20 protein-coding genes are annotated in these 25,385 nt (G+C 70.8%); 6 read left to right on the top strand and 14 right to left on the bottom strand.

Going from position 1 to position 25,385, the window contains the following annotated elements:
• The first annotated feature begins 187 nt into the window (after positions 1–187).
• From ACFY5B_RS18135 to ACFY5B_RS18110, 6 genes are read left to right on the top strand one after another with little or no spacing between them, the layout of a single operon-like run.
• A complete protein-coding gene (locus ACFY5B_RS18135) occupies positions 188–976 on the top strand; it encodes a GntR family transcriptional regulator (protein WP_389970047.1) in 789 nt (262 codons plus the stop codon).
• 33 nt (positions 977–1,009) lie between these two features.
• Positions 1,010–1,237 carry a ferredoxin family protein gene (locus ACFY5B_RS18130; RefSeq protein ID WP_003992261.1) on the top strand — a complete coding sequence of 76 codons (228 nt, stop codon included), beginning with the start codon at positions 1,010–1,012 and terminating at the stop codon, positions 1,235–1,237.
• Between the two features lie 15 nt (positions 1,238–1,252).
• A complete protein-coding gene (locus tag ACFY5B_RS18125) occupies positions 1,253–2,614 on the top strand; it encodes an ABC transporter substrate-binding protein (protein ID WP_389970045.1) in 1,362 nt (453 codons plus the stop codon).
• Entirely contained in the window at positions 2,611–3,504 is an 894-nt protein-coding gene (locus ACFY5B_RS18120) for an ABC transporter permease (RefSeq protein ID WP_389970043.1), read from the top strand. Before ACFY5B_RS18125 ends, ACFY5B_RS18120 begins: the two co-directional genes overlap by 4 nt.
• Complete coding sequence (locus tag ACFY5B_RS18115) at positions 3,488–4,447, top strand: ATP-binding cassette domain-containing protein (protein WP_389970041.1); 960 nt, start codon at positions 3,488–3,490, stop codon at positions 4,445–4,447. Before ACFY5B_RS18120 ends, ACFY5B_RS18115 begins: the two co-directional genes overlap by 17 nt.
• 11 nt (positions 4,448–4,458) lie before the next feature.
• Positions 4,459–7,275 (top strand): fumarate reductase/succinate dehydrogenase flavoprotein subunit, encoded by a 2,817-nt coding sequence (locus ACFY5B_RS18110; RefSeq protein WP_389970039.1) that lies wholly within the window; start codon positions 4,459–4,461, stop codon positions 7,273–7,275.
• Between the two features lie 71 nt (positions 7,276–7,346).
• Here ACFY5B_RS18110 and recQ read toward each other — a convergent pair whose 3' ends face one another.
• The 14 genes from recQ to ACFY5B_RS18040 all read right to left on the bottom strand — a co-directional run bounded on the left by recQ (position 7,347) and on the right by ACFY5B_RS18040 (position 25,373).
• Complete coding sequence (gene recQ / locus ACFY5B_RS18105) at positions 7,347–9,458, bottom strand: DNA helicase RecQ (RefSeq protein ID WP_389970824.1); 2,112 nt, start codon at positions 9,456–9,458, stop codon at positions 7,347–7,349.
• Positions 9,459–9,665: 207 nt separating this feature from the next.
• On the bottom strand, positions 9,666–11,315 hold the full coding sequence (gene nuoN, locus ACFY5B_RS18100) for an NADH-quinone oxidoreductase subunit NuoN (protein WP_389970037.1): 1,650 nt from the start codon (positions 11,313–11,315) through the stop codon (positions 9,666–9,668).
• Entirely contained in the window at positions 11,312–12,883 is a 1,572-nt protein-coding gene (locus tag ACFY5B_RS18095) for an NADH-quinone oxidoreductase subunit M (protein WP_389970035.1), read from the bottom strand. Before ACFY5B_RS18095 ends, nuoN begins: the two co-directional genes overlap by 4 nt.
• 5 nt (positions 12,884–12,888) lie before the next feature.
• The gene (nuoL, locus tag ACFY5B_RS18090; protein WP_389970033.1) at positions 12,889–14,853 is read right to left on the bottom strand and encodes an NADH-quinone oxidoreductase subunit L; all 1,965 of its coding nucleotides are present in this window, start codon (positions 14,851–14,853) and stop codon (positions 12,889–12,891) included.
• 15 nt (positions 14,854–14,868) lie between these two features.
• Complete coding sequence (nuoK, locus tag ACFY5B_RS18085; RefSeq protein ID WP_003992252.1) at positions 14,869–15,168, bottom strand: NADH-quinone oxidoreductase subunit NuoK; 300 nt, start codon at positions 15,166–15,168, stop codon at positions 14,869–14,871.
• The gene (locus ACFY5B_RS18080) at positions 15,165–16,007 is read right to left on the bottom strand and encodes an NADH-quinone oxidoreductase subunit J (protein WP_184848865.1); all 843 of its coding nucleotides are present in this window, start codon (positions 16,005–16,007) and stop codon (positions 15,165–15,167) included. Before ACFY5B_RS18080 ends, nuoK begins: the two co-directional genes overlap by 4 nt.
• Complete coding sequence (gene nuoI, locus ACFY5B_RS18075; RefSeq protein ID WP_386635248.1) at positions 16,004–16,669, bottom strand: NADH-quinone oxidoreductase subunit NuoI; 666 nt, start codon at positions 16,667–16,669, stop codon at positions 16,004–16,006. The genes ACFY5B_RS18080 and nuoI overlap by 4 nt, the downstream gene beginning before the upstream one ends.
• A complete protein-coding gene (gene nuoH, locus ACFY5B_RS18070) occupies positions 16,662–18,038 on the bottom strand; it encodes an NADH-quinone oxidoreductase subunit NuoH (RefSeq protein WP_389970821.1) in 1,377 nt (458 codons plus the stop codon). Before nuoH ends, nuoI begins: the two co-directional genes overlap by 8 nt.
• 20 nt (positions 18,039–18,058) lie before the next feature.
• Positions 18,059–20,563 (bottom strand): NADH-quinone oxidoreductase subunit G, encoded by a 2,505-nt coding sequence (locus tag ACFY5B_RS18065; protein WP_389970030.1) that lies wholly within the window; start codon positions 20,561–20,563, stop codon positions 18,059–18,061.
• Positions 20,560–21,906, bottom strand: coding sequence for an NADH-quinone oxidoreductase subunit NuoF (gene nuoF / locus ACFY5B_RS18060; protein ID WP_033309056.1), 1,347 nt, complete (start codon positions 21,904–21,906; stop codon positions 20,560–20,562). Before nuoF ends, ACFY5B_RS18065 begins: the two co-directional genes overlap by 4 nt.
• Positions 21,906–22,766, bottom strand: coding sequence for an NADH-quinone oxidoreductase subunit NuoE (gene nuoE / locus ACFY5B_RS18055; RefSeq protein ID WP_389970028.1), 861 nt, complete (start codon positions 22,764–22,766; stop codon positions 21,906–21,908). Before nuoE ends, nuoF begins: the two co-directional genes overlap by 1 nt.
• The gene (locus ACFY5B_RS18050; protein WP_388247599.1) at positions 22,763–24,085 is read right to left on the bottom strand and encodes an NADH-quinone oxidoreductase subunit D; all 1,323 of its coding nucleotides are present in this window, start codon (positions 24,083–24,085) and stop codon (positions 22,763–22,765) included. Before ACFY5B_RS18050 ends, nuoE begins: the two co-directional genes overlap by 4 nt.
• Entirely contained in the window at positions 24,082–24,822 is a 741-nt protein-coding gene (locus ACFY5B_RS18045; RefSeq protein WP_389970026.1) for an NADH-quinone oxidoreductase subunit C, read from the bottom strand. The genes ACFY5B_RS18050 and ACFY5B_RS18045 overlap by 4 nt, the downstream gene beginning before the upstream one ends.
• A complete protein-coding gene (locus ACFY5B_RS18040) occupies positions 24,819–25,373 on the bottom strand; it encodes an NADH-quinone oxidoreductase subunit B family protein (protein WP_007383964.1) in 555 nt (184 codons plus the stop codon). Before ACFY5B_RS18040 ends, ACFY5B_RS18045 begins: the two co-directional genes overlap by 4 nt.
• Positions 25,374–25,385 lie beyond the last annotated feature (12 nt).

The following is a 25,385-nucleotide window of genomic DNA, read 5'->3' as shown; positions in this document are numbered from 1 at the left end:
GCGGGCTGTCGGAGCGGCGCCGGCCGAGAGGCGGCCGCCTGTAGGAGCCGCACCGGCCGGGCGGTCGGTGGCGGATCCGGTCAGGGGCCGGCCAAACGGCCAGCTCACTCGTCGGACGCGTCACATTCCTGGTGGCGCAACATTCCTGCAACACCACTTTTCCTATCGGATAGGTATGGTCCGAACCATGCCCAGTGACCGCATCCGAGACCACGCCGGACAGGGAGCCGCGACCACCGTCGCCGCCCACCGCGCGCGGCGACGGCTGCGCGCCGACCGGGCACGGCAGCTGGCGGACCTGCTCCGGCGACTGCTGCTCACCGGTGCCTTCCCCGACGGGGTCCTCCCGCACGAGTCGACCCTCGCCACCGAGTACGGCGCGAGCCGCAACACGGTCCGCGAGGCACTCGACCTGCTGCGGGCCGAGGGCCTCGTGGAGCGTCAGCCCGGTGTCGGCACCGTGGTCGTGGCCCACAAGTACCCCCACGGCCTCGACCGCCTGATGGGCCTGGCGGAGACCCTCCGCGAGCACGGCCGGGTCACCAACGAGGTCCGCACCATGGGCCCCGCCCCGGCACCCGCGCCGGTCGCCGACCGTCTCGGGCTCGCGCCCGGCACCGACGTCCTCTACATCGAACGCCTGCGCAGGCTCGGCGGACTGCCCCTGTCCCTCGACCTCACCTACATCCCCCTCGACATCGGCACCGACCTGCTCGGCGCCGATCTGGAGAACACCGACGTCTTCCGCCTCCTGGAAGCCGTCACCGGCCAGCGCCTCGGCCACGCCGAGATCACTCTGGAAGCGGTCAGCGCGGACACTCACTCGGCCGCCGTGCTCGAGGCCCCGCGCGGCGCCGCCGTCCTCATGCTGGAACGCCTCACCCACCTCGCGGACGGCCGCCCGGTCGACCTGGAGTTCATCCGCTTCCGCGGCGACCGCATCACCATGAGCGGCCTGCTGCACCGGAACCGGTAGCCAACCCGCTCGCGCACATCCCTGGAGACAGCCATGCCCTTGGCGCCCCAGCGGGCCGACGTGCCCGTGACCATCGACGAGTCGAAGTGCATCGACGGCTGCACGCTCTGCGTGGACATGTGCCCGCTGGACTCCCTCGCCATCGACGAGCGCAACGGCAAGGCCTACATGCATGTCGACGAGTGCTGGTACTGCGGCCCGTGCGCGGCCCGCTGCCCCACCGGAGCCGTCACGGTCAACATGCCCTATCTGCTCCGGTGAGAGGCCGAAACCGTCATGTCCCGAACCACCACGCGACGCACAGCAGTCGCGATATCCGCCGTCGTCCTCCTGCTCCCGCTCAGCGCCTGCGGCGGTGACGCGGAGGCGGGCAGCGGCTCCACGGTCACCGTCACCGTCGGCTACCAGTCCCGAACGATCAACACCGTCACGGCGGGCACCCTGCTGCGCTCCCTCGGCTCCTTCGAGAAGCAGCTCAACGCCCTGCACGACGGCGTCCACTACAAGGTCGACTGGCAGGACTACGCCACCGGCGCGCCCATCACCGCCCAGATGACCGCCGGGAAGATCGACATCGGCTCGATGGGCGACTTCCCGCTCCTCATCAACGCGGCCCGCGGCAAGCAGCTGAACAGCCCCACCCGCCTGGTCTCGGTCACCGGCTACAACCTCCGCGGCGGCCTCAACACCATCGTCACCGCGCCGGACTCCAAGCTGGCCTCCCTGAAGGACCTGAAGGGCAAGAAGGTCTCCACGAGCGTCGGCTCGGCCGCCGACGGCACCCTCGTACGGGCCCTGCAGCGGGCCGGCATCGATCCGAACGGCGGCATCGAGAAGCTCAACCAGCAGCCGTCCGTCGGCGCCTCCGCCCTCGCGGCCGGCAGCACGGACGCCCTGTCCCAGTTCGTCGCCTGGCCGGGCCTGCTCGCCTTCCAGGGCAAGGCGAAGGCGATCTACGACGGCGCCCGGCTGAACCTGCCCACCTTCCACGGCGTCACCGCCCGCGAGGACTTCGCGAAGCAGCGCCCGGCCGTGCTGGAGGCGTTCCTGAAGGCCCAGGCGGAGGCGACCGACTACTTGAACGAGCACCCGGTGGACGCCGCCGAGAAGGTCGCGAAGGCGACGGGCCTGCCCGCCGAGGTCGTCTACCTCTACAACGGCGATCACGGCATCGCCACCTTCGACCCGGCCATCAAGCCCCAGCTCGTCTCCGCGCTGAAGCAGGACGTCTCGATCCTCAAGTCGGCCAAGCTCACCGGCGACGTGGACGTCGACTCCTTCGTCGACGACCGGTACGTGAAGAAGGCCCTCGGAACGACGGCGTACACCAAGCATCTCGCCACGAAGCCGGCACCGGCCGCGAGCGAGGCCTGGCCCAAGGGCGCCTCCAAGACCGTCACGTTCGACTCCCCCTCCGAGCTGCTGCGTTACGTCGCCGGTCACCGTGACGACCTGCGTGCCGCCTACGTCCCCGACACCACCACCGGCACCCTCTGGTTCGCCGACAAGGCCGTGTGGGTGGCCGACGGCGACCGGCTGCTGCCCTTCGTCGCGCCCGACACCGCGCAGGCCTACATCGCCGGACACGGCGGAGCGCGGGTCGTCTCCTACGCCGACGCTCTGGAGCGGGCCTCGTGAGGCGGTATGCGCTCCGCGTCCTGTCGCTGGTCGCCGCCCTCGGCCTGTGGCAGGCGCTGACCAGCCTGAACGTCGACCTGTGGCTGCGCTTCTCGCAGTTCCCGACGGTCACCGACGTGGCCCGGGCCTTCGCCGCCCGGGTGTCCGGGCCGGACTACTGGACGGACCTCACCGACAGCCTCACCCGGATCCTCACCGGCTTCCTGCTGGCCGCCGTCCTCGGTGTGGCCACGGGCGTGCTCGTGGCGCGCTCGCGTCTCGCCGAGGACCTGCTCGGCCCGGTGCTGGAGGTGATCCGCCCGATCCCGGCCATCGCCCTGGTGCCCGTCGCGATCCTGCTGTTCCCCTCCAACGAGCAGGGCATCGTCTTCATCACCTGCGCCGCCGCTTTCTTCCCCGTCCTGGTGTCCACCCGGCACGCGGTGCGCGCCCTGACGCCCGTGTGGGAGGAGGCCGTGCGCACCATGGGCGGCGGCCGGTGGCGGATCCTCGGCTCGGTCGTCCTGCCGGGCGCCCTGCCCGGCGTGTTCGGCGGGCTGTCCGTCGGCATCGGCGTCTCGTGGATCTGTGTGATCTCCGCCGAGATGATCTCCGGCCAGTACGGCGTCGGTTACCGCACCTGGCAGGACTACACCGTCGTCGACTACCCCGGCGTGTTCGTCGGAATGGTCACCATCGGCGTGCTCGGCTGGCTCACCTCCACCGCCGTGGAACTCCTGGGCCGCCGCCTCACCCGCTGGCTGCCCCGCACCGCGTACATGCCCGGTGCCCGGCCGCCCCGGCCCGCCCGGTCCGGGAAGCCGGCACCGGCCGCCCCTGCCCCCGCCGCCCCCGCCGCCGTCCCCGGCGGGGCACGATCCGAGGAGGCACGCGATGAGCACCTCGTCTGAGACCGTCCCGAACACCCCGCCCGGCGCCGCCCCGGACACGCCGTCCGACACCGCCCGGAACACCGCGTCCCAGACCGCCGGCGCCGCCCCGGACACCGCGTCCGACACCGCCCGGAACACCTCGTCCCAGACCGCCGGCGCCGCCCCGGACACCGCGTCCGACACCGCCCGGAACACCTCGTCCGGGACCGCCGCGGGCGCCGTCCCGGTGCGCGGCACCCGCCTCAGCCTCACCGGCGCCTCGCTCGGCCGCCCCGGCGCGACCGCCCTGGACGCGGTCGACCTGGACATCGCCCCCGGCGAGATCCTCACCGTCGTCGGCCCCTCGGGCTGCGGCAAGTCGACCCTGCTGCGCACCCTGGCCGGCCTGCTGCCGCCGCTCGCCGGCGAGATCGCCCAGGACGGGCACCCGCTCACCGGCCCCTCGGCCGACCGGGCGCTGGTCTTCCAGGAGGACGCCCTGCTCCCCTGGCGCACCCTGCGCGCCAACGTCGAACTCCCCCTAGCCATCCGCGGTGTGTCCCGCGCCGAGCGCCGGGAGCAGGCCCAGGCCTGGCTGGAGCGGGTCGGACTCGGCTCGCAGGCACGGCAGTTGCCGCACCGGGTCTCCGGCGGGCAGCGCCAGCGCGTCCAGCTGGCCCGCGCCCTGGCCGGACGCCCGCGCGCCGTCCTGATGGACGAGCCGTTCGGCGCGCTCGACGCGCAGACCCGCGCGGGGATGCAGGACCTGCTGGTGGAGGTGCTCCAGGGCACGGGCGCCACCGTCGTCTTCGTCACCCACGACGTGGACGAGGCCCTGTTCCTCGGCGACCGCGTGGCCCTGCTCGGCGCGGGCGGCCTCGTGGCCGTCCGGGACATCCCCCGCCCGCGCGAGCGCGGCGCACATGACGACCCGGCGCGCGTGGCCCTGCGGCGCGACGTCCTCACCTCGCTCGGTACGTGAAAGGCACCCCGGTGACCACCTCCGTGAACCCCCCTGCGGACACCCCCCTGGCCGTCCCGCCTCTCGCCGACGCCGAGGAACTGACCTGCGACGTCCTCGTCATCGGCGGCGGCACCGCCGGCACCATGGCCGCCCTGACCGCCGCGGAGCACGGCGCGAACGTGCTGCTGCTGGAGAAGGCGCACGTCCGTCACTCCGGCGCGCTCGCCATGGGCATGGACGGCGTCAACAACGCGGTCATCCCGGGCCGGGCCGAACCCGACGACTACGTCGCCGAGATCACCCGCGCCAACGACGGCATCGTCGACCAGTCCACCGTCCGCCAGACCGCCACCCGCGGCTTCGGCATGGTGCAGCGGCTGGAGTCCTACGGCGTGAAGTTCGAGAAGGACGAACACGGCGACTACGCGGTCCGCCAGGTGCACCGCTCCGGCTCGTACGTCCTTCCCATGCCCGAGGGCAAGGACGTCAAGAAGGTCCTCTACCGGCAGCTGCGGCGGCGCGAGATGCGGGAGAGGATCCGCATCGAGAACCGGGTCATGCCGGTGCGCGTCCTCACCGCCGGGGGGCAGGCCGTGGGCGCGGCCGGCTTCAACACCCGCACCGGACAGTTCGTCCAGGTCCGCGCGGGCGCGGTGATCCTCGCGACCGGCGCCTGCGGCCGCCTCGGCCTGCCCGCCTCCGGCTACCTCTACGGCACCTACGAGAACCCCACCAACGCGGGCGACGGCTACGCCATGGCCTACCACGCGGGCGCCGAGCTCACCGGCATCGAGTGCTTCCAGATCAATCCGCTGATCAAGGACTACAACGGCCCGGCCTGCGCCTATGTCGCCAACCCCTTCGGCGGCTACCAGGTCAACCGGCACGGCGAACGCTTCGTCGACTCCGACTACTGGTCGGGCCAGATGATGGCCGAGTTCGCCGCCGAGGTGGCGTCCGACCGGGGCCCCGTCTACCTGAAGCTGAGCCACCTTCCCGAGGAGTCGGTCTCGGCCCTGGAGACGATCCTGCACTCCACCGAGCGCCCCACCCGCGGCACCTTCCACTCCGGGCGCGGCCACGACTACCGCACCCACGACATCGAGATGCACATCTCCGAGATCGGCCTGTGCGGCGGGCACTCGGCCTCCGGCGTCCGCGTGGACGACCACGCCCGCACGACCGTCCCGCGGCTGTACGCGGCCGGCGACCTGGCCTGCGTGCCGCACAACTACATGATCGGCGCGTTCGTCTTCGGTGACCTGGCAGGCGCGGACGCGTCCCAGTACCAGGCCTACGACGGGGAGTTGCCGGGTGACCAGCTGCGCGAGGCGCACGAGCTGATCTACCGCCCGCTGCGCAACCCCGACGGCCCGCCGCAGCCCCAGGTCGAGTACAAGCTGCGCCGCTTCGTGAACGACTACGTGGCCCCGCCCAAGTCCGGTGCCCGGCTGTCGCTGGCCCTGGAGGCGTTCCAGCGGATGCACACCGACATCGCCGAGATGGGCGCCCGCACCGCGCACGAGTTGATGCGCTGTGCCGAGGTCACCTTCATCCGTGACTGCGCGGAGATGGCCGCGCGTTCCTCCCTGGCCCGCACGGAGTCCCGCTGGGGCCTCTACCACGAGCGCCTCGACCACCCCCGGCGTGACGACGCGTCCTGGTTCCACCACCTCGATCTGCACAAGTCCCCCTCCGGTGCGATGGAGTTCACGGCACGGCCCGTGGCTCCCTATCTCGTTCCCGTCGACGGTTTCGACCCCGTCGGCGGTCCGTCTCGTGTCCTCGGCGAGGTGCACGCCGAGCATGTGGCCATGGCCGGCCCGCGGGACGTGGCGCCGGTCGCGGCCCCGGTGGGAACGGCCGATCCGGAGCCCACTCCGGCGCCGCAGACTTCGGTCACCGCCCCTTCCGGTGAGGAGTCCTCCGCCCGCCTGCTCGAACTCGTCGCCCTGGCCGAGGAGGAGCCCGAACTCGACGCTCTTCGGCCCTACTTGACGGACCCCGCGCCCGCCGTCCGCCGCGAGGCCGTCGCCGTGCTCACCGAGACACTGCCGCCCGGGACGGGCACCGCGCTCGCCGCCGCCCTGCGCGACACCGCCGCCGAGGTACGTGCCGCAGCGGCCGCGTCACTGCGTGAGCTCGTCGAGACGCTCCCGGCCGAGCCCGATCTGCGGGACGGCCTCGCCGCCGCCCTGGCCGAGCCGGACCCGGTGGTCCGCGCGGCGGCCCTTGACGTCCTGCGCGCCCTGCGCCTCGGCGACGCCGCCCTGTTCGCGGACTCCCTCGCCGACTCCGACATCGCCGTCCGCATCGAGGCCGTACGCGCTCTGGTGTCGGTCGACGCCGCCGGCGAACTGGCCGGTGCGGCGGGCTCCGACCCCTCACGCGAGGTACGGGTCGCGATCGCCAAGGGCATGGCCACGGTGAGTGCCGAGCGGCCGGCGGGTGATGTCCCGGACGGCACCGACCCCACCGCGGGCGCGATCGAAACGGCCCTCACCGGCCTCCTCGACGACCCCGACCCTCTGGTGAGGGCAGCGGCCTACGGGTCCCTGGGCACCACCGGATGCCCGGCGCCTCTCACCGCACGCGCCGTGGCCGCGCTGTCCGACCCGGCCTGGCAGGTGCGGGCCGGAGCCGCGACGGCCCTGTCCGTCGCCGACGCCGACGTTGCGGTCCCGGCCCTCGCCAAGACCCTGGCCGACACCAACGCCGACGTCCGCAAGGCCGCCGTCCTGGCGCTGGCCCGGCACCGCACCACCGAGGAGGCCCGGGCAGCCCTCGCCACGGCGACGACGGACTCCGACGCGGATGTCAGGGCCTACGCCGGACGGGCGCTGTGACCGGGCGGGCTGCTCGGAGGCGCCCTCGCCGGTGGGGCGCGGCGACCGTCTGACCCGGCCGGAGCCCGGCCCTATATCCAGTCGTCGGGCTCCGGCTCCTCGTCCATCTCCGGCCAGTGGTCCGGCTCGCCCGCGTCCTGACCGGCGGGGTGAGCCGGCTCCTGGCCGGACGCCGTCCGGGCCGGGGGTGAATCGCTCGCGGGAGCGGAGCCTGCCGGCCCGCCCAGCGAGGCGAGCACCTCCAGCACGCCCTCGCCGTACGTCGCCAGCTTCTTCTCACCGACCCCGCTGATCCCGCCGAGCTCACCCACCGACGTCGGCCATACCGTGGCGATCTCGCGCAGTGTGGCGTCGTGGAAGATCACGTAGGCCGGGACGCCCTGCTCGCGGGCCTGTTCGGCACGCCAGGCGCGCAGCGCCTCGAAGGCCGGCAGCAGTTCCTCGGGCAGCTCGGCGGCGACCGCCTTGCCCTTGCGCTCGCCCCGCCCGGAGCCGGAGGACGAGGACCCCGACCGGGATGCCGCAGGCTTCTTCGGCTCCTTGCGCAGCGGCACGTCCCGCTCCCGCCGCAGCACCGCCCCGCTGGCCTCCGTCAGCACCAGCGTGCCGTACTCGCCCTCCACCGCGAGCAGCCCCTGCGCGAGCAACTGCCTTATGACACCCCGCCATTCGGCTTCGGTCAGCTCTTCGCCGATTCCGAACACGGACAACTGGTCGTGGTCGAACTGGATGACCTTGCCGGTCCGCTTCCCCAGCAGGATGTCGACGATCTGCACCGCGCCGAACTTCTGTCCGCGCTCCCGCTGCAACCGGACGACCGTCGACAGCGCCTTCTGTGCCGCGATGGTGCCGTCCCAGGTCTCCGGCGGGGTCAGGCAGGTGTCGCAGTTGCCGCAGCCGGACGGGTCGGGGTCCTGACCGAAGTAGGCGAGGAGCTGGCCCCGGCGGCACTGGGCCGTCTCGCACAGCGCCAGCATCGAGTCCAGGTGGGCCTGGGCGCGGCGCCGGAAGGCCTCGTCGCCCTCGCCGGACTGGATCAGCTTGCGCTGCTGGATGACGTCGTTCAGTCCGTAGGCCATCCAGGCCGTGGACGGCAGCCCGTCGCGGCCGGCCCGGCCCGTCTCCTGGTAGTAGCCCTCGACCGACTTGGGCAGGTCGAGGTGGGCGACGAAGCGGACGTCCGGCTTGTCGATGCCCATGCCGAAGGCGATGGTCGCCACCACGACCAGGCCGTCCTCCCGCAGGAAGCGGGACTGGTGGGCCGCACGCGTGCCCGCGTCCAGACCCGCGTGGTACGGCACCGCCTCGATGCCGTTGCGGCTGAGGAACTCGGCGGTCTTCTCGACCGAGTTCCGAGACAGGCAGTAGACGATGCCCGCGTCGCCCGCGTGCTCCTCGCGCAGGAAGTTCAGCAGCTGCTTCTTCGGGTCCGCCTTGGGCACGATCCGGTACTGGATGTTGGGCCGGTCGAAGCTCGCCACGAAATGGCGGGCCGTCGGCATGTTCAGCCGCTGGGTGATCTCCTGGTGGGTCGCGTGCGTGGCCGTCGCCGTCAGCGCGATCCGCGGCACGTCCGGCCAGCGCTCACCGAGCAGGGACAGCGCCAGGTAGTCGGGCCGGAAGTCGTGGCCCCACTGGGAGACGCAGTGCGCCTCGTCGATCGCGAAGAGGGAGATCTTGCCGCGGGAGAGCAGATCGAGCGTGCTCTCCAGCCGCAGCCGCTCCGGTGCCAGGTACAGCAGGTCCAGCTCGCCGGCGAGGAACTCGGCCTCGACCATCCGCCGCTCGTCGAAGTCCTGCGTGGAGTTCATGAACCCGGCCCGCACACCGAGCGCCCGCAGCGCGTCCACCTGGTCCTGCATCAGGGCGATGAGCGGAGAGACGACCACACCCGTACCCGGCCTGACCAGGGACGGGACCTGGTAGCACAGCGACTTGCCGCCGCCGGTCGGCATGAGCACGACGGCGTCGCCGCCCGCCACCACATGCTCGATGACCGCTTCCTGCTCACCGCGGAAGGCCTCGTACCCGAAGACCCGGTGCAGCGCGGCCAGCGCCTCGCTCGCGTCGGCGCCGAGGGGCCCGGCGGGACCACTGCCCGCGCCGACCCCGGCCCCGGTCGCCCCGGCTCCGGTCACCGCGTCCAGTTCCGTCATCACACCCGTCCCGCCCGTCGCGCCCATCGTTGCGTCCCCCGTGCGTCGCGCCTCGACCACTGCGTCCACCATAGGCGCCCGCACCGACAGCCCCGGTTTATCCACAGGTCCCGCCCGATGAAGGCGGTACGCATACATACGTTCGACAGGGCTCGGCAGGCAGCCGCCTGCCCGGAAACGCCGTAGGGCCCGGCTCCCGAAGGAGACCGGACCCCACGCAGCCCTACGCGGACGTCAGCGCACGAACACCCCCGCCTGTCCCGCCAGGTCCAGGAAGTACTGCGGCGCCACACCGAGCACCAGCGTGACCGCCACGCCCACCCCGATCGCCGTCATGGTCAGCGGCGACGGCACCGCCACCGTCGGGCCCTCCGGCCGCGGCTCGCTGAAGAACATCAGCACGATGACGCGGATGTAGAAGAACGCGGCGATCGCCGACGAGATCACACCGATCACGACGAGCGGTGCGGCCCCGCCCTCCGCCGCCGCTTTGAACACGGCGAACTTGCCCGCGAAGCCGGACGTCAGCGGAATGCCCGCGAAGGCCAGCAGGAACACCGCGAACACCGCCGCCACCAGTGGAGACCTGCGCCCGAGGCCGGCCCACTTGGACAGGTGCGTCGCCTCGCCGCCCGCGTCGCGGACGAGGGTCACCACCGCGAAGGCGCCGATCGTCACGAACGAGTACGCGGCCAGGTAGAACAGCACCGACGAGACACCGTCGGGCGTGGTCGCGATGACACCCGCCAGGATGAACCCGGCGTGCGCGATCGATGAGTACGCCAGCAGCCGCTTGATGTCGGTCTGTGTGATCGCGACGATCGCACCGCCCAGCATGGTGACGATGGCCACGGCCCACATGACCGGCCGCCAGTCCCAGCGCAGGCCCGGCAGGACGACGTACAGCAGTCGCAGCAGGGCGCCGAACGCCGCCACCTTCGTCGCCGCCGCCATGAAACCGGTCACGGGCGTCGGCGCACCCTGGTACACGTCGGGCGTCCACATGTGGAACGGCACGGCGCCCACCTTGAACAGCAGGCCCATCACCAGCAGGGCGGCGCCGATCAGCAGCAGCGCGTCGTTGCCCATGGTGTCGGCGAGCGCCGGGTTGATGTCCTGCACGGTGCCGTCGACGACCTGCGCGATCGTCGCGTACGACATCGAGCCCGCGTAGCCGTAGAGCAGGGCGATGCCGAACAGGGTGAACGCGGAGGCGAAGGCGCCGAGCAGGAAGTACTTGACCGCCGCCTCCTGCGACATGAGCCGCTTGCGGCGGGCCAGCGCGCACAGCAGGTACAGCGGGAGGGAGAGGACCTCCAGCGCGACGAACAGCGTCAGCAGGTCGTTGGCCGCCGGGAAGATCAGCATGCCGGCGACGGCGAACATCAGCAGCGGGAAGACCTCGGTGGTGGTGAACCCGGCCTTGACCGCGGCCTTCTCGCTCTCACTGCCCGGCACGGACGCGGCCTGCGCGGCGAAGGAGTCGACGCGGTTGCCGTGCACCACCGGGTCGAGGCGCCGCTCGGCGAAGGTGAACAGGCCCACCAGGGCCGCCAGCAGAATCGTGCCCTGGAGGAACAGGGCGGGCCCGTCGACGGCGATCGCGCCCATGGCAGCGATGCGCGCCTTGGTCGTGCCGTACCCGTCGGCCGCGAGCGCCACGACCGCGGCGAAGGCGGCCGCGAGGGCGACGACGGACACGAACATCTGGGCGTAGTAGCGCGATTTGCGCGGGACGAACGCCTCGATGAGGATCCCGATGATCGCCGCGCCGACGACGATCAGGGTCGGCGACAGCTGGCCGTACTCGAACTTCGGTGCGTCGATCTTGGTGATCGGATCGGCCGCGTTTGTCCACAGGCTGTGGACGGCTGTTGCGCTCACTTGGCCGCCTCCACCTCGGGCTGGGGGTCCTTCTTCTGTACGTCGGACATGGTCTGTTTGACCGCCGGATCGATGATCTCCGTGACGGGCTTCGGGTAGACGCCCAGGAAGATCAGCAGGACGACCAGCGGGGCGACGACCACGAGCTCACGGACCCGCAGGTCCGGCATCGCGGAGACCTCCGGTTTCACCGGGCCCGTCATCGTCCGCTGGTAGAGGACGAGGGTGTAGAGCGCGGCGAGGACGATGCCGAAGGTGGCGATGATGCCGATCACCGGGTAGCGCGTGAACGTGCCGACCAGGACCAGGAACTCACTGACGAACGGGGCAAGACCCGGCAGGGAGAGGGTCGCGAGGCTGCCGATCAGGAACGTGCCGGCGAGCACCGGGGCCACCTTCTGCACTCCGCCGTAGTCGGCGATGAGCCGCGAGCCGCGCCGGGAGATCAGGAAGCCCGCCACCAGCATCAGCGCGGCCGTCGAGATGCCGTGGTTGATCATGTAGAGCGTCGCGCCGGACTGCCCCTGGCTGGTCATCGCGAAGATGCCCATGATGATGAAGCCGAAGTGGGAGATCGACGCGTACGCCACCAGTCGCTTGATGTCCCGCTGGCCGACCGCGAGCAGCGCCCCGTAGATGATGCTGATCAGGGCGAGGACGAGGATCGCGGGCGTGGCCCACTTGCTGGCCTCCGGGAAGAGCTGGAGGCAGAAGCGGAGCATCGCGAACGTGCCCACCTTGTCGACGACCGCTGTGATGAGCACCGCGACCGGGGCGGTGGACTCCTGCATGGCGTTGGGCAGCCAGGTGTGCAGCGGCCACAGCGGCGCCTTCACCGCGAAGGCGAAGAAGAAGCCGAGGAACAGCCAGCGTTCGGTGTTGGTCGCCATGTCGAGCGTGCCGTTGGCGCGGGCCTCGGCGATCTCCTGGAGCGAGAAGTTCCCGGCGACCACGTACAGGCCGATCACCGCGGCCAGCATGATCAGACCGCCGACCAGGTTGTAGAGGAGGAACTTGACGGCCGCGTACGACCGTTGGGTCGCCGCCGCCTTCTCGCCGTGCTCGTGGGCACGGTCCCCGAAGCCGCCGATGAGGAAGTACATCGGGATCAGCATGGCTTCGAAGAAGATGTAGAAGAGGAAGACGTCGGTGGCCTCGAAGGAGAGGATCACCATCGCCTCGACGGCCAGGATCAGGGCGAAGAAGCCCTGCGTCGGCCGCCAGCGGCTGCTGCCGGTCTCCAGGGGGTCGGCGTCGTGCCAGCCCGCGAGGATGATGAACGGGATCAGCAGCGCCGTGAGCGCGATGAGCGCCACGCCGATGCCGTCCACGCCCAGTTCGTAGCGGACGCCGAAGTCGGCGATCCAGGCGTGGGACTCGGTGAGCTGGTAGCGGTCGCCGCCCGGGTCGAAGCGGACCAAGACGGTGATCGCCAGGGCGAGCGTGGCGAGCGAGAACAGCAGCGCCAGCCACTTGGCTGCGGTGCGCTGCGCGGCCGGGACGGCGGCGGTGGCGATCGCCCCGACGGCCGGGAGCGCCGCTGTCACTGTCAGCAGAGGAAAGGACATCGGTATCAGACCGCCCTCATCAGCAGGGTCGCGGCGACGATGACCGCCGCACCCCCGAACATCGAGACCGCGTAGGAGCGGGCGAAGCCGTTCTGCAGCTTGCGCATCCGCCCGGAGAGGCCGCCGACCGAGGCCGCCGTGCCGTTGACGACGCCGTCGACCAGGGTGTGGTCGACGTAGACCAGGGACCGCGTGAGGTGCTCGCCGCCGCGCACCAGGACGACGTGGTTGAAGTCGTCCTGGAGGAGGTCGCGGCGGGCGGCCCGGGTGAGCAGCGAGCCGCGCGGGGCGACGGCCGGGACCGGGCGGCGGCCGTACTGGGCCCAGGCGAGGGCGACGCCGATGATCATGCAGGCGACGGTCGCGCCGGTGACCACGCCCGCGCTGATCGGCGGGTTGCCGTGGCTGTGTCCGGTGACCGGCTCCAGCCAGTGCATGAACCGGTCGCCGATGCTGAAGAACGCGCCGCCGGCCACCGATCCGACGGCCAGCACGATCATCGGGACCGTCATGACCTTCGGCGACTCGTGCGGATGCGGCGGGGTGTACTCGCCGCGCGTCTCGGCGGCGGGCTCCGCGCTCGGCTCGGCCGGGGACGGCGTCGGGGCGTGGCGCCAGCGCTCCTCGCCGAAGAACGTCATGAGCATCACGCGCGTCATGTAGAACGCCGTGATGGCCGCGCCGAGCAGGGCGCAGGCGCCGAGGATCCAGCCCTCGGTGCCGCCCTTGGCGAACGCCGCCTCGATGATCTTGTCCTTGGAGAAGAAGCCGGACAGGCCTGGGAAGCCGATGATCGCGAGATAGCCGAGGCCGAAGGTGATGAAGGTGACCGGCATGTACTTGCGCAGTCCGCCGTAGCGGCGCATGTCGACCTCGTCGTTCATGCCGTGCATGACCGAACCGGCGCCGAGGAAGAGCCCGGCCTTGAAGAAGCCGTGCGTCACCAGGTGCATGATCGCGAAGACGTAGCCGATGGGGCCGAGGCCGGCGGCGAGGATCATGTAGCCGATCTGCGACATGGTCGATCCGGCCAGCGCCTTCTTGATGTCGTCCTTCGCGCAACCGACGATCGCACCGAACAGCAGCGTGACCGCGCCGACGATGGTGACGACCAGCTGCGCGTCCGGGGCGCCGTTGAAGACGGCCGCGGAGCGGACGATCAGGTAGACGCCCGCCGTCACCATCGTCGCGGCGTGGATGAGGGCCGAGACCGGGGTCGGGCCCTCCATCGCGTCCCCGAGCCAGGACTGCAGCGGCACCTGGGCGGACTTGCCGCAGGCGGCGAGGAGCAGCATCAGCGCGATCGCGGTCAGCTTGTCCTCGCCGGCGGCACCGGCGAGCCCGGCCTCCCCGTGGTCGCCGAGCACCGGCCCGAAGGCGAAGGTGCCGAACCACAGGAACATCAGCATGATCGCGATGGACAGGCCCATGTCGCCGACGCGGTTGACCAGGAAGGCCTTCTTCGCGGCCGTGGCGGCGCTGGGCTTGTGCTGCCAGAAGCCGATCAGCAGGTAGGAGGCGAGACCGACGCCCTCCCAGCCGACGTACAGCAGCAGGTAGTTGTCGGCGAGGACGAGGATCAGCATCGCCGCGAGGAACAGGTTCAGATAGCCGAAGAAGCGGCGGCGCCGCTCGTCGTGCTCCATGTACCCGATCGAGTACAGGTGGATCAGCGATCCGACGCCCGTGATCAGCAGCACGAACGTCATGGACAGCTGGTCGAGCTGGAAGGCGACGTCCGCCTGGAAGCCCTCGACCGGGATCCAGCTGAACAGGTGCTGGCTCAGGACGCGGCTCTCGGCGTCCCGGCCCAGCATGTCGGTGAACAGCACCAGGCCGAGCACGAAGGAGACGGCCGCGAGCAGGGTGCCGAGCCAGTGACCGACGGCGTCCAGCCGCCGCCCGCCGCACAGCAGGACCGCCGCTCCGAGCAGGGGCGCCGCCACCAGCAGCGCAATGAGGTTCTCCACGATTCTTCCGACCCCTTACAGCTTCATCAGGCTGGCGTCGTCGACCGAGGCCGAGTGGCGGGCACGGAACAGGGACACGATGATCGCGAGCCCGACCACGACCTCGGCGGCGGCGACCACCATCGTGAAGAAGGCGATGATCTGGCCGTCGAGGTTGCCGTGCATCCGGGAGAAGGCGACGAACGCGAGGTTGCAGGCGTTGAGCATGAGCTCGATGCACATGAACACCACGATCGCGTTGCGCCTGATCAGCACGCCGGTGGCGCCGATCGTGAACAACAGGGCCGCGAGGTACAGGTAGTTGACGGGGTTCACTTCGACGCCTCCTCGGACCGCTGGAACTTCGCCGGCCCGACCGCCCTGCGCTCAAGGCGCTCCTCGGACCGCTGCTCCAGGGCCTTGAGGTCGTTGAGCGCCTCCTGCGACACGTCGCGGATCTGGCCGCGCTCGCGCAGGGTCTTGCTGACGGTGAGGTCGGACGGTGTGCCGTCGGGCAGCAGGCCCGCGATGTCGACCGCGTTGTGCCGGGCGTAGACACCGGGCGCCGGCAGCGGCGGCAGCTGCTTGCCCTCGCGCACGCGCTCCTCGGCGAGCTCCCGCTGCGTCTTGGCGCGCTCGGTGCGCTCGCGGTGGGTGAGCACCATGGCGCCTACGGCGGCCGTGATGAGCAGGGCGCCGGTGATCTCGAACGCGAAGACGTACTTGGTGAAGAGGAGGGCGGCGAGGCCCTCCACGTTGCCCCCGGCGTTCGCCTGGCCGATGCCGTTGAACTCCGTCAGGGACGCGTTGCCGATCCCGGCGACCAGGAGGACGCCGAAGCCGAGCCCGCACAGGGCGGCCAGCCAGCGCTGGCCCTTGATGGTCTCCTTCAGGGAGTCCGCCGCGGTGACGCCGACGAGCATCACCACGAACAGGAACAGCATCATGATCGCGCCGGTGTAGACGATGATCTGGACGACGCCCAGGAAGTAGGCGCCGTTGGCGAGGTAGAACACCGCCAGGATGATCATGGTGCCGGCGAGGCAGAGCGCGCTGTGCACGGCCCGCTTCATGAGGATGGTGCACAGGGCGCCGATGACCGCGACGGTGCCGAGGATCCAGAACTGGACGGCCTCCGCGGTGGAGGTGGAGTAGGCGGCGAGCTGGGTGGTCATCGGCCGGCCACCTTCCCCGACGCCGGTTCCGTCCCGCCGAAGGTCGAGTCGGCCTCCTGCACGACCTCGCCCTTGGAGTGGGCGACCTGCTGCTCGGTGCCGGGCGCGGCCTCCGTCACCAGGCCCCGGTAGTAGTCCTGTTCGTCCGTGCCGGGGTAGATGGCGTGGGGCGAGTCGACCATGCCGTCCTCGAGACCGGCGAGCAGCTGCTCCTTGGTGTAGATGAGGTTGGCCCGGCTGGAGTCGGCCAGCTCGAACTCGTTGGTCATCGTGAGCGCCCGGGTGGGGCAGGCCTCGATGCACAGGCCGCACAGGATGCAGCGGGCGTAGTTGATCTGGTAGACGCGGCCGTACCGCTCGCCCGGCGAGTAGCGCTCCTCGTCGGTGTTGTCCGCGCCCTCCACGTAGATCGCGTCGGCGGGGCAGGCCCAGGCGCACAGTTCACAGCCGACGCACTTCTCCAGGCCGTCCGGATGGCGGTTGAGCTGGTGCCGTCCGTGGAAGCGCGGAGCCGTGGTCTTCTGCTGCTCCGGGTACTGCTCGGTCAGCCGCTTCTTGAACATGGCCTTGAAGGTCACGCCGAAGCCGGCCACGGGGTTCTGGAAACCGGGCTTGGTGTCCTTGGGTTCCTCGGCCTTCGAACGCTCGAGTTCCTCAGCCATCGGACGCCTCCTTTCCATCCGTAGATCCGCCCAGAGATCCGTCACTCTGAGTATCGGGCCCGCCACTGACAATCAGCTCCCGCTCACGGCGCGAGCGGCGGCGCGGGACCGGCGGTAGTTCCTGTCCGGGCAGCGGCGGTACGGGGAATCCGCCCGCCATCGGGTCGAAGGCGGCCGGGGTCTCGGCCGGCTGTTCGGCCTTCTTGGCCTTCTCGCGGAACAGGTCGGCGACGAAGGAGAGCAGGAGCAGGGCGAGGACACCGCCGCCCACGTAGAGGGCGATGTCGGCGAAGTCGTAGCCCTCGTTGCGGAAGGCCCGCACGCTCGCGACGAGCATCAGCCACACCAGCGAGACCGGGATGAGGACCTTCCAGCCGAGCTTCATCAGCTGGTCGTAGCGGACGCGCGGGAGGGTGCCGCGGATCCAGATGAACATGAACAGCAGCAGCTGGACCTTGACCGTGAACCACAGCAGCGGCCACCAGCCGTGGTTGGCGCCCTCCCAGAAGGTGCTGATGGGCCAGGGGGCGCGCCAGCCGCCGAGGAACAGCGTGGTGGCGACGGCCGAGACGGTCACCATGTTGACGTACTCGGCGAGCATGAACATCGCGAACTTGATCGACGAGTACTCGGTGTTGAAGCCGCCGACCAGGTCGCCCTCGGACTCCGGCATGTCGAAGGGGGCGCGGTTGGTCTCGCCCACCATCGTGACGATGTAGATGATGAAGGAGACCGGCAGCAGCACGATGTACCAGCGGTCGGCCTGCTGCTCGACGATCGTCGACGTCGACATCGACCCCGAGTAGAGGAAGACGGAGGCGAAGGCGGCGCCCATCGCGATCTCGTAGGAGATCATCTGCGCGCAGGAGCGCAGGCCGCCCAGCAGCGGGTAGGTCGAGCCGGAGCTCCAGCCCGCCAGGACGATGCCGTAGATGCCGACCGAGGCGACCGCGAGGATGTAGAGCATCGCGATCGGCAGGTCGGTGAGCTGCATCGTGGTGCGCTGGCCGAAGATCGAGATCTCGTTGCCGGCCGGGCCGAAGGGGATCACCGCGATCGCCATGAAGGCCGGGATCGCCGCGATGACCGGCGCGAGGACGTACACCACCTTGTCCGCGCGCTTGACGATCACGTCCTCCTTCAGCATCAGCTTGATGCCGTCGGCGAGCGACTGGAGCATGCCCCACGGGCCGTGCCGGTTGGGGCCGATGCGCAGCTGCATCCAGGCCACGACCTTGCGCTCCATGACGATGGAGACCAGCACGGTCACCATCAGGAAGGCGAAGCAGAAGACCGCCTTGATGACGACCAGCCACCAGGGGTCGGTGCCGAACATCGAGAGGTCTTCAGCGGCGAGGAACGGGCTCATGCCGCTGCCTCCTTGGGGGCTCATGCCTCCACCTCCTTGGTGGCCTCGGCGGCGAGCGTCGCCGGGCCGATGCGGACGAGGGAGCCGGGCCGCGCCCCGGTGTCGGAGGCGACGCCGCCGCCGGTGGAGTTGAGCGGCAGCCACACCACCCGGTCGGGCATGTCACTGATCTGGAGCGGGAGTTCCACGACCCCCTGGGGGCCGGTCACGGCGAGCAGGTCGCCGTCCTTGACGCCCGCCTCGGCGGCCGTCGGGGCCGACACGCGCGCGCGTGCCGCGTGCCGGGTTCCGGCGAGCGCCTCGTCGCCCTGCTGGAGGAGGCCCTGGTCGAGCAGCAGCCGGTGCCCCGCGAGGACGGCTTCCCCGACGGCCGGCCGCGGCAGCGCGGCCGCCGTCTCCAGGGGTTCGCCGGCCCGCGGGCCGTCCCAGGCGCCGAGCCGGTCGATCTCGCCGCGCACGGTGCGCAGGTCCGGCAGTCCGAGGTGGACGTCCATGGCGTCGGCCAGCATCTGCAGCACACGCGCGTCGGTGGGCGCGGGGCGGCGGGTCATCTGGTCGGGCTTGAGCGCGGCCTCGAAGAAGCGGATGCGGCCTTCCCAGTTGAGGAAGGTGCCGGCCTTCTCGGCCACCGCGGCCACGGGCAGGACGACATCGGCCTTGCGGCTGATCTCGCTCGGCCGCAGCTCCAGCGAAACCAGGAAGCCCACCTCGTCCAGCGCCGCACGCGCGCGTGCCGGGTCGGGCAGGTCGGCGACCTCCACACCCGCCACCAGCAGGGCCTGGAGCTCTCCGGTCGCCGCGGCCTCCACGATCTGGCCGGTGTCGCGGCCGTAGCGGTGCGGGAGACCGGCGACGCCCCAGACGGCGGCGACCTCGTCCCGCGCGCGCGGGTCGGTGGCCGGGCGTCCGCCCGGCAGCAGCGACGGCAGCGCGCCCGCCTCGATCGCACCGCGCTCCCCCGCCCGACGCGGGATCCACACCAGTTGGGCGCCGGTCGCGGAGGCGGTGCGCGCGGCGGCGGTGAGCCCGCCGGCCACGGCCGCAAGCCGCTCGCCGACGACGATCACCGCGCCCTCGGCGCGCAGCGCCTCGGCGGCGAGCGCACCGTCGTCCTCCAGGCCGGCGCCGCTCGCGAGCGCGTCCAGCCACTCGGTCTCGGTGCCGGGAGCGGCCGGCAGCAGCGTGCCACCGGCCTTCTCCAGACCGCGCGTGGCGTGCGTGGCCAGGGAGTAGACCTTCTGCCCGTGCTTGCGCCAGGCCTTGCGCAGCCGCAGGAAGACGCCGGGCGCCTCCTCCTCCGCCTCGAACCCGACGAGCAGGACGGCCGGGGCCTTCTCCAACGCGGTGTACGTGACGCCCGTGCCGTCGAGGTCCCGGCCCCGCCCGGCGATCTGCGCGGCGAGGAAGTCGGCTTCCTCGCCGCTGTGCACCCGCGCGCGGAAGTCGATGTCGTTGGTGTCGAGGGCCACGCGCGCGAACTTGCTGTACGCGTAGGCGTCCTCGACGGTGAGGCGGCCGCCGGTCAGGACGCCGGTGCGGCCCCGGGAGGCCAGCAGCCCCTGGGCCGCGATCTGCAGCGCCTCCGGCCAGGAGGCCGGCTCCAGCTCGCCCTCGGGGTTGCGCACCAGCGGCGTGTCGAGCCGGTCGCGCTGCTGCGCGTACCGGAACCCGAACCGCCCCTTGTCGCAGATCCACTCCTCGTTGACCTCGGGGTCGTCGGCCGCGAGCCGCCGCATGACCTTGCCGCGCCGGTGGTCGGTGCGCGTGGCGCAGCCGCCGGAGCAGTGCTCGCACACCGACGGGGAGGAGACCAGGTCGAAGGGGCGGGAGCGGAATCGGTACGCCGCCGAGGTCAGCGCTCCCACCGGGCAGATCTGGATGGTGTTGCCGGAGAAGTACGACTCGAACGGGTCGCCCTCACCGGTGCCCACCTGCTGGAGCGCGCCCCGCTCGACCAGTTCGATCATCGGGTCGCCCGCGACCTGGTTGGAGAACCGGGTGCAGCGGGCGCACAGCACGCACCGCTCGCGGTCCAGCAGCACCTGCGTGGAGATCGGGACGGGCTTCTCGTAGGTCCGCTTGCGGCCCTCGAAGCGGGAGTCGGCGTCGCCGTGCGACATGGCCTGGTTCTGCAGCGGGCACTCGCCGCCCTTGTCGCAGACCGGGCAGTCCAGCGGGTGGTTGATGAGCAGGAGCTCCATCACACCCTTCTGGGCCTTCTCCGCGACCGGGGAGGTGAGGTGGGTCTTCACCACCATCCCGTCGGTGCAGGTGATGGTGCAGGACGCCATCGGCTTGCGCTGGCCCTCGACCTCGACGATGCACTGCCGGCAGGCACCGGCCGGGTCGAGCAGGGGGTGGTCGCAGAACCGGGGGATCTCGATGCCGAGCTGCTCGGCGGCCCGGATGACCAGGGTGCCCTTGGGCACGCTGATCTCGGCGCCGTCGATCGTCAGCGACACGAGGTCCTCCGGCGGGACCGCCGCCTCTCCCCCGCCGGAGGGAGAGCTGGTGGTCACGGTCATGCGTTCACCTCCGTGCGGTCGGCCCAGGCCGTCGACTTGGCCGGGTCGAAGGGACAGCCCCGGCCCGTGATGTGCTGCTCGTACTCCTCGCGGAAGTACTTCAGCGAGGAGAAGATCGGCGAGGCGGCGCCGTCGCCGAGGGCGCAGAACGACTTGCCGTTGATGTTGTCGGCGATGTCGTTCAGCTTGTCGAGGTCGGACATCTGTCCCTTGCCGGCCTCGATGTCGCGCAGCAACTGCACGAGCCAGTAGGTCCCTTCGCGGCAGGGCGTGCACTTGCCGCAGGACTCGTGGGCGTAGAACTCCGTCCAGCGGGTGACGGCACGGACCACGCAGGTCGTCTCGTCGAAGCACTGGAGGGCTTTGGTGCCGAGCATGGAACCCGCGGCGCCCACTCCTTCGTAATCAAGAGGGACGTCGAGGTGCTCGTCGGTGAACATCGGGGTCGAGGAGCCGCCCGGCGTCCAGAACTTGAGGCGGTGCCCGGGGCGCATGCCGCCGCTCATGTCGAGGAGCTGGCGGAGCGTGATCCCGAGCGGCGCCTCGTACTGGCCGGGGCTCGCGACATGGCCGGAGAGGGAGTAGAGCGTGAAGCCGGGCGACTTCTCACTCCCCATCGACCGGAACCATTCCTTGCCCCGCTGCAGGATCGCGGGAACCGACGCGATCGATTCGACGTTGTTCACCACAGTCGGGCACGCATAGAGGCCCGCGACGGCAGGGAAGGGGGGACGAAGCCGCGGCTGGCCCCGGCGGCCTTCGAGCGAGTCCAGCAGTGCGGTCTCCTCACCGCAGATGTACGCGCCCGCGCCCGCGTGCACGGTGATGTCGAGGTCGAGTCCGCTGTCCAGAATGTTCTCGCCGAGGAAGCCGGCCTCGTACGCCTCGCGCACGGCCGAGTGCAACCGCCGCAGCACGGGGACGACTTCACCACGCAGATAGATGAAGGCGTGCGACGACCTGATGGCGTAACACGCGATGATCATGCCCTCGATGAGGCTGTGCGGGTTCGCGAAGAGGAGCGGGATGTCCTTGCACGTCCCCGGCTCCGACTCGTCGGCGTTGACAACAAGATAGTGCGGCTTGCCGTCCCCCTGCGGAATGAACTGCCACTTCATCCCGGTGGGGAATCCCGCGCCGCCGCGTCCGCGCAGACCGGAGTCCTTGACGTACGCGATCAGGTCGTCCGGCGTCATGGCGAGCGCCTTGCGCAGCCCTTCGTAGCCGTCGTGCCGCCGGTAGACGTCCAGCGTCCAGGACTTGTCCTCGTCCCAGAAGGCCGACAGCACCGGTGCGAGCAGCTTCTCGGGGCTCGTGTCTTTCAGCTCGGGTGCCAAGGTCATCACTCCCCCTCCTCGGCGGTGGGCCCGGCCGGGTGGGCAGGGTCGGAGGCCGATGTGTCCTGCGGCGCGTCGTGCGAGCTCAAGTGCTCCGTCGGCGACGGCTCGTGCGGTGCCCCGGTGCGGGCCGCCTCACCGCGGGGGTGCACCACGCGCGCGCCGGAGGCCTCCCCCTTGGCGAGCTTCAGACCGACCAGGGAGGCGGGTCCCGCGCTTCCCCCCGACTCCACGGCACCCTCCCGCTCGTCGGGGAAGCCGGCCAGGACCCGGGCGGTCTCCTTGAAGGTGCACATGCGAGCACCGCGCGTGGGCGTCACCGGCCGACCCGCGCGCAGGTCGTCGACGAGGCTCTTGGCGCTGTCCGGGGTCTGGTTGTCGAAGAACTCCCAGTTGACCATCACGACCGGCGCGAAGTCGCAGGCCGCGTTGCACTCGATGTGCTCCAGGGTGACCTTGCCGTCGCCGGTGGTCTCGCCGTTGCCGACGCCGAGGTGCTCCTGGAGCTCCTCGAAGATCGCGTCCCCGCCCATGACGGCGCACAGGGTGTTGGTGCACACCCCGACCTGGTAGTCACCGCTCGGCTTGCGCCGGTACATGGTGTAGAAGGTGGCGACGGCGGTGACCTCGGCCGTGGTCAGGCCGAGTACGTCCGCGCAGAACCGCATGCCGGTGCGGGTCACGTGCCCTTCCTCCGCCTGCACGAGGTGCAGCAGCGGCAGGAGGGCGGACCGGGAGTCCGGGTAGCGGGCGATGACCTCGCGCGCGTCCGTCTCCAGACGGGCCCGGACGTCGTCCGGGTAGGCGGGTGCGGGCAGTTCGGGCATGCCCAGGCTGACGCCCCGCTCGGAAGACGATGTGGTCACCGGTCGACGCCTCCCATCACGGGGTCGATGGACGCGACGGCGACGATGACGTCGGCGACCTGGCCGCCCTCGCACATCGCCGCCATGGCCTGAAGGTTGGTGAAGGACGGGTCCCGGAAGTGGACCCGGTAGGGACGGGTGCCGCCGTCGGAGACGACATGCACCCCGAGTTCGCCCTTGGGCGACTCGACCGCCGCGTACGCCTGTCCCGGCGGGACGCGGAAGCCCTCGGTGACCAGCTTGAAGTGGTGGATCAGGGCCTCCATGGAGGTGCCCATGATCTTCTTGATGTGGTCGAGGGAGTTGCCGAGCCCGTCGGGGCCCAGGGCGAGCTGCGCGGGCCAGGCGATCTTCTTGTCGGCGACCATGACCGGGCCGGGCTGGAGCCGGTCCAGGCACTGCTCGACGATCCGCAGCGACTGGCGCATCTCCTCCAGCCGGATGAGGAAGCGGCCGTAGGAGTCGCAGGTGTCCGCGGTCGGGATCTCGAAGTCGTACGTCTCGTAACCGCAGTACGGCTGGGCCTTGCGCAGGTCGTGCGGCAGGCCGGTGGAGCGCAGGATCGGGCCCGTCGCGCCGAGGGCCATGCAGCCGGCCAGGTCGAGGTAGCCGACGTCCTGCATGCGGGCCTTGAAGATGGGGTTCCCGGTGGCGAGCTTGTCGTACTCCGGGAGGTTCTTCTTCATCTTCTTCACGAACTCGCGGATCTGGTCCACCGCGCCGGGCGGCAGGTCCTGGGCGAGTCCGCCGGGGCGGATGTACGCGTGGTTCATCCGCAGGCCGGTGATCAGCTCGTAGATATCGAGAATGAGTTCACGATCACGAAAGCCGTAGATCATGATCGTGGTAGCGCCCAGCTCCATGCCGCCGGTGGCGATGCACACCAGGTGGGAGGAGAGCCGGTTCAGCTCCATCAGGAGCACGCGGATGATCGAGGCGCGGTCCGGGATCTGGTCCTCGATGCCGAGGAGCTTCTCGACGCCGAGGCAGTACGCCGTCTCGTTGAAGAACGGCGTGAGGTAGTCCATGCGCGTCACGAACGTGGTGCCCTGCGTCCACGTCCGGTATTCGAGGTTCTTCTCGATGCCGGTGTGCAGATAACCGATTCCGCAGCGGGCTTCGGTGACGGTCTCGCCCTCGATCTCCAGGATCAGCCGGAGCACGCCGTGGGTGGACGGGTGCTGCGGGCCCATGTTGACGACGATGCGCTCGTCGTCGGCGCGGGCCGCGGTCTCGACGACCTCGTCCCAGTCGCCGCCGGTGACCGTGTAGACGGTGCCCTCGGTGGTCTCGCGAGGAGATGCGTGCGAGGTGCTCATGAGTACGACCTCCGCTGGTCCGGAGCCGGGATCTGGGCGCCCTTGTACTCGACGGGGATGCCGCCGAGGGGATAGTCCTTGCGCTGCGGAAAGCCCTGCCAGTCGTCCGGCATCATGATCCGCGTCAGTGCGGGGTGGCCGTCGAAGACGATTCCGAAGAAGTCGTACGTCTCGCGCTCGTGCCAGTCGTTCGTCGGATAGACCTCGAACAGCGACGGGATGTGCGGGTCGCTGTCGGGGGCGCTGACCTCCAGGCGGATCACCCGGTTGTGGGTGATCGAGCGCAGGTGGTAGACGGCGTGCAGCTCGCGGCCCTTGTCGTTCGGGTAGTGCACGCCGCTGACGCCGGTGCACAGCTCGAAGCGCAGGGCCGGGTCGTCGCGCAGGGTGCGGGCGACGAGGACGAGGTGCTCGCGCTCGATGTGGAAGGTCAGCTCGTCCCGGTCGACGACCGTCTTCTCGATGGCGTTGTCCGGGAGCAGGCCCTGCTCCTCCAGGGCGCCCTCCAGCTCGTCGGCGACCTCGTCGAACCACCCGCCGTAGGGGCGGGTCGCCGGTCCCGGGAGCCGGACCGAGCGGACCAGGCCCCCGTAGCCGGTGGTGTCGCCGCCGTTGGCGGCGCCGAACATGCCGCGCTGGACGCGGATCTCCTCGCCGCCCTGGCCGCGCTGACCGGGGAGGTTGGAGGCGCTGAGGTCCTTCTCGGGGTTGGCACCGTTGCCGTTCGCGTCGCTCACCGCAGCAGCCCCTTCATCTCGATGGTGGGCAGTGCCTTGAGCGCCGCTTCCTCCGCCTCACGGGCCGCTTCCTCGGCGTTCACGCCGAGCTTGGAGGACTGGATCTTCTGGTGGAGCTTGAGGATCGCGTCCATCAGCATCTCCGGCCGGGGCGGGCAGCCGGGGAGGTAGATGTCGACCGGCACGATGTGGTCGACGCCCTGGACGATGGCGTAGTTGTTGAACATGCCGCCCGAGGAGGCGCAGACCCCCATGGAGATCACCCACTTGGGGTTCGGCATCTGGTCGTAGACCTGCCGGAGCACCGGCGCCATCTTCTGGCTGACCCGGCCGGCGACGATCATCAGGTCCGCCTGGCGGGGCGAACCGCGGAAGACCTCCATGCCGAAGCGCGCCAGGTCGTAACGGCCGGCGCCGGTGGTCATCATCTCGATGGCGCAGCAGGCGAGGCCGAAGGTGGCGGGGAAGACCGAGGCCTTGCGCACCCATCCCGCGGCCTGCTCGACGGTGGTCAGCAGGAAGCCGCTCGGCAGCTTTTCTTCGAGTCCCATGACGTGTGGCCC

The organism is Streptomyces sp. NPDC013187, assembly GCF_042899705.1.
GTDB lineage: Bacteria > Actinomycetota > Actinomycetes > Streptomycetales > Streptomycetaceae > Streptomyces > Streptomyces hawaiiensis_A.
This window is presented reverse-complemented; position numbering and strand designations above follow the sequence as displayed.

What these genes read in the sequence shown, in the direction of transcription:
- ACFY5B_RS18115 (WP_389970041.1), top strand. Translation starts at nt 3,488, where the DNA reads ATGAGCACCTCGTCTGAGACCGTCCCGAACACCCCGCCCGGCGCCGCC.
- recQ (WP_389970824.1), bottom strand. Translation starts at nt 9,458, where the DNA reads ATGGGCGCGACGGGCGGGACGGGTGTGATGACGGAACTGGACGCGGTG.
- ACFY5B_RS18065 (WP_389970030.1), bottom strand. Translation starts at nt 20,563, where the DNA reads ATGACCGTGACCACCAGCTCTCCCTCCGGCGGGGGAGAGGCGGCGGTC.
- ACFY5B_RS18050 (WP_388247599.1), bottom strand. Translation starts at nt 24,085, where the DNA reads ATGAGCACCTCGCACGCATCTCCTCGCGAGACCACCGAGGGCACCGTC.
- ACFY5B_RS18095 (WP_389970035.1), bottom strand. Translation starts at nt 12,883, where the DNA reads ATGTCCTTTCCTCTGCTGACAGTGACAGCGGCGCTCCCGGCCGTCGGG.
- nuoI (WP_386635248.1), bottom strand. Translation starts at nt 16,669, where the DNA reads ATGGCTGAGGAACTCGAGCGTTCGAAGGCCGAGGAACCCAAGGACACC.
- ACFY5B_RS18080 (WP_184848865.1), bottom strand. Translation starts at nt 16,007, where the DNA reads ATGACCACCCAGCTCGCCGCCTACTCCACCTCCACCGCGGAGGCCGTC.
- ACFY5B_RS18125 (WP_389970045.1), top strand. Translation starts at nt 1,253, where the DNA reads ATGTCCCGAACCACCACGCGACGCACAGCAGTCGCGATATCCGCCGTC.
- ACFY5B_RS18130 (WP_003992261.1), top strand. Translation starts at nt 1,010, where the DNA reads ATGCCCTTGGCGCCCCAGCGGGCCGACGTGCCCGTGACCATCGACGAG.
- ACFY5B_RS18040 (WP_007383964.1), bottom strand. Translation starts at nt 25,373, where the DNA reads ATGGGACTCGAAGAAAAGCTGCCGAGCGGCTTCCTGCTGACCACCGTC.
- nuoF (WP_033309056.1), bottom strand. Translation starts at nt 21,906, where the DNA reads ATGACCTTGGCACCCGAGCTGAAAGACACGAGCCCCGAGAAGCTGCTC.
- nuoH (WP_389970821.1), bottom strand. Translation starts at nt 18,038, where the DNA reads ATGAGCCCGTTCCTCGCCGCTGAAGACCTCTCGATGTTCGGCACCGAC.
- ACFY5B_RS18135 (WP_389970047.1), top strand. Translation starts at nt 188, where the DNA reads ATGCCCAGTGACCGCATCCGAGACCACGCCGGACAGGGAGCCGCGACC.